The 2,768-nt window shown below is 50.7% G+C and carries 2 protein-coding genes; both read right to left on the reverse strand.

Annotated features, from left to right (window positions below):
- Positions 1–1,627, reverse strand: a 1,627-nt coding sequence (locus ACETWG_05960; protein ID MFB0516132.1) for a S8 family serine peptidase, incomplete at its 3' end; no start/stop codon positions are given.
- A gap of 151 nt (positions 1,628–1,778) precedes the next feature.
- A partial coding sequence (locus ACETWG_05965; protein ID MFB0516133.1) for a S8/S53 family peptidase occupies positions 1,779–2,768 on the reverse strand: 990 nt, incomplete at its 5' end.

Here is a 2,768-nt window from a genome sequence, read left to right on the forward strand (position 1 = left end):
CCAGTTCAATAGTACGGCCGGTCTTCATCGCCAACGCCCAGAATCTCTCGGGGGTAATTTCCGGCTCTACTTGTGCGGCCAGAGCATAAACACCAGCGATGTATGGGACCGACCAGCTCCAACCTCCTTGACGATAGAAAACGTATTTATCGCTGCCAGTAGGACAGGCTATCGCTCGTGAGTCCATGGGAACGAGCAGGCGGTCTCGTGCACCATCGTAATACTTCTTTGCCCACACGCCGAGGCAGTATTCGTATGACTCGAATACATCGGGATTGGCAAAAGGCTGACGACCAAGACCATGAAATTTAAAACCATGAACTCGATCGATACAGCAAGATACAACGAAAATACCGGCAGCTTTTGCCTCTTCGCATGCTGCCATGATTTCATCATAACCATCATGCGATGGTAACCAACCTGTTGACATAGAAATAACTCGGATTTTTCGATTCGCGGGTAGCTGGCGATTGATCTCCAAAAGACGTCGAATCGATTGTGCCCTGTAACGGAAGTTATATGAGGGATCATTGACCGTGGGATAATCACAATCCGATGTAGCAATGTAGTACAAATCCGCATCAGGCGCTACTCCGACGGTTTTTCCAACAGCTATCGAAGCAACCGCGGCGCCGTGCATTGGTGAGCGGGATATATCCCTAACGTTGTTTTCCTCATATAGTCGCACACGGTCGGTATACTCTTGATGCTCGGTTAAGAGTGGTTGGTCTATGATAGCAACGCCCACACCCTTTCCTGTAATACCGCTTTTGTGAAGGGTGCGTACACTCAGCCCCGGATTCTTTCCCAGTTCCATTATCTTCTTTGGATCGAATCCTTCTGGCATGTGAGCGGATTCAGGCCACACTGTCCAATCATCAAAGCATGCGTACAGCAGGTCGTCGATAGCGTTACTTAAGTCGAGCCGTGACAAGTCGCCGCCTCGTAGAAAAACCTGATTCCAATCTGTTGACTTTGGGTCATACTTGGGAAGAGATTTTATCTCACCCCGCCTTAAACCAAGCGGCTGTGGTCTCCGGTCTATCTTGGGAAATGTAATCGGCCCAGGCGGCTGTTCGCTGAGCATTATCACCTTTCTACTGTCTCTTGCATTACTATCACTATGACCACCCGCTGTCCGACGAATGCCGATCTCTATTATCGTCCTTTTCTTCTTGTGGATTTCAAACACGAGACCCTTGTCTTTGTAAGTGAGTACGTCCGCTCCCTTCCCCTCTCTTTGCTGGAAGTCGTCACCAAAGGCTTGTTTGATTTTTTGCTCCGAGTCACCTACTCCCAGGCCGTTGGTGAATTTGTAGAGAGTACTATGCACGCCAATCCCTTTGACTGAATCGTTATCGATCTCAAAGGCAATATCATCAAAAATCATGTTATACCTTCTCGGAAGATTGTTAAGGGTGTAACTTTCATCCCCTAAATGAATTTTCTTTGGTTCTCCCAGCTTTCTCAACACCTCGTCTTTGCTCATGCCAATCGTATATTCACCAACTCGCACACCAGGCACGATGATATGCTTCGATTTCTCCTGTTGACTTGCCACTACGAAGTGGGAGCCAGCAAGGAGAATTCCAACCAGACCTAATAGTACTGTTGTTACTCGTCTCATGACTTGTTACCTCCTATTGAGTTAATCTGAAAAGTAGAACCACCACACTAATTTCTATCTCTCGCTGGGCTTTAGTTTCCGCTTCTCCTGCCCGGGCTCGAGGGCCAGATCAAGCGAACGCTTAACACGCCAGCATCTTTCTGGTCCTCTTTCACCTGGGAATACTTGGCTTGAGGCGTTTGACAGCCTCAATGAATCCCCTGGGATTTACAACCGGACCAAGCTTGGTTCGGGTTGCGGTCTCTTTCCAGAGTTCCACGATCTCATCCGGTGAAATCCCGGGATGCACCTGGAATGCCAAGGCTGCCAGCCCGGCCAGGTAGGGCGCAGCCCAACTGTTGCCCCCGTGGGTGTCAAAGGTATAGACATCTTTACCCCGGTGACTGGCCATGGACCGGTTCGCAATGGGCACATAGACCGGCGCATTTCCGTCACCAAACAGGTGGCTGGGGCCATAGTTGTTCGGATCGTCCGGGTCTTTTCCCACGATTCGTTTTATGGAGCGATATGGCATGAAACCCTGCTTGTCACAGGTCACAACCAGAATGCCCTTCTTTTTCGCCTTGGCTACGGCCGCCTGCCATTGATCGTAATGAGCCCACCGGCAAAAGTCTATTGAAATGCTGATGACACGCACTTTCTCGGATGGAGGCAAGTTTCGATTCCGTTCAACGATCTGTTCAACCGTTCGAGCACGCTGACGATTGTCCCAGATTGGCCCCATTGGCACAGCATAATAATGCAGGTTCGCCCCTGGCGCCACACCGCAGGTCTTACCTACCGCAATACTGCACACCGGCGGCCCATGCATACCGTCGCCTTCGTCTGAGATTTCGATCGCACGATACGACTTGATCCGGTCGGCGTATTCGACATGATCCCTCCGCAATGACATATCCATGATAGCTATACCCACGCCGCTGCCGTTAATGCCTTCTTGATGGAGGCTGCGCACTCCCAGGCCGGGATTCTTCCCCTCCTCGAGACGTCTGCCTGGTTCAAAACCCCACGGCAGAAGACCAGGTTCCGGCCATACGGTGCGACTGTCAAACGGCATGCGTTCCAGGAGGTCGCCCTTTTGCGACAAATCAAGCCGGCTGAGATCCACGGCACAAAAACCATAAAACCATCCAAACTTCGA

Source organism: Candidatus Neomarinimicrobiota bacterium (assembly GCA_041862535.1).
Taxonomy (GTDB): Bacteria; Fidelibacterota; Marinisomatia; order SCGC-AAA003-L08; family TS1B11.